The sequence below is a fragment of the Moorena sp. SIO3I6 genome (genome assembly GCF_010672095.1).
On the sequence record NZ_JAAHHU010001549.1, the window covers coordinates 1 to 1,170 of the forward strand.

Here is a 1,170-nt window from a genome sequence, read left to right on the forward strand (position 1 = left end):
TTCCCATGGCCAAAAAAAGCGATCGCCCCATCACTTGCAAGATTACTGGATCAAATATCCGCAAATAATTATCAATACCAGAGGGATTGACCACATCTCCTGGTCTAATGTTGGGTACCAAACTTAGCTCAAAAATCACTAGGGTTGGCAGCACCAACAACAAAGCTAACCATATACCTGCTGGACTGAGCAATCCTAGGGGTTCTAACCACTGCCATCGTAAGTGTTTCTTATCTTGCATAACTGGGAACTCAGCAATGTTATCAGTAACGCTTTCAGTGTTATTTATCATTAGTTTTTAGTCATTATTCCAAGACTTATACCAATTTTATTAAAAAATGCTATCTTTCTTTTATATATAAATTTAAAACTCTTAAAAATTAGAGTGATTATTTATGATTTTATCACTTATGGTTTTTTATTCGTTATAATAACATTTATCAATAGCGTTTCGCTCTTTTTTATAGGTATTTTTAATGATATTTTTATTGCTACCGTTCCGTACTATTTTCCTAAACTTTAGGGTGTTAAAAAGGGCTAATTCCTAACTCCTAACCACTGGTCAACTGAGTCCAGTATCGGTCATAAAGTTCGCTAACCTCGTCAACAGGTGCAAGACCTTCACAACGTTCTAACGCTGATTCTTCTGGAAACAAACTTGGATCCTCTTGGATGTCACGGGACAATAGCTTAAATGCTTTTTGGTTTGGTGTGGCGAAGCTCAACCGTTCACACATTTGAGCAGCAACATCTGCTTCTAACATAAAGTTAATCCAAGCATAGGCACCCTCAAGATTGGGAGCTGTTTTAGGAATTGCCAAGGTATCGGTCCACAAGGAAGAACCACTTTTCGGTAGGACGTACTGCAAATCTGGGTTTTCTGCCATGATTTCAGCAGCATCGGAGGAGTAACACATCGCAATCCATAAATCCCCACTCAGGATTAGCGATCGCCAAGCATCAGAAGAAAATGAAGCAATACTTGGTTTTAACTCCACCAACGTTTCATAGGCCTTTTTGATCTCCTGGGGATTGGTAGAGTTGTACGAGTAACCCAACATTTTCAAAGTGGCACCCATCACTTCTCGCACATCGTTGAGCAAAGTCATCCGTCTCGATAATTTGTCTTTATATTCCCAAAGATAGCTCCAATCCTCCGGTACCTTAGAA

At 39.3% G+C, this 1,170-nt stretch carries 1 protein-coding gene and 1 pseudogene; both read right to left on the reverse strand.

Annotation, left to right across the window (positions count from 1 at the left end; genetic code table 11):
- A pseudogene (locus F6K49_RS51095) lies at positions 1 to 241 on the reverse strand (ABC transporter permease); the annotation flags it as partial.
- A gap of 310 nt (positions 242 to 551) precedes the next feature.
- Positions 552 to 1,170: spermidine/putrescine ABC transporter substrate-binding protein (locus tag F6K49_RS51100; protein WP_293110579.1), on the reverse strand; the 619-nt coding region annotated here is incomplete at its 5' end.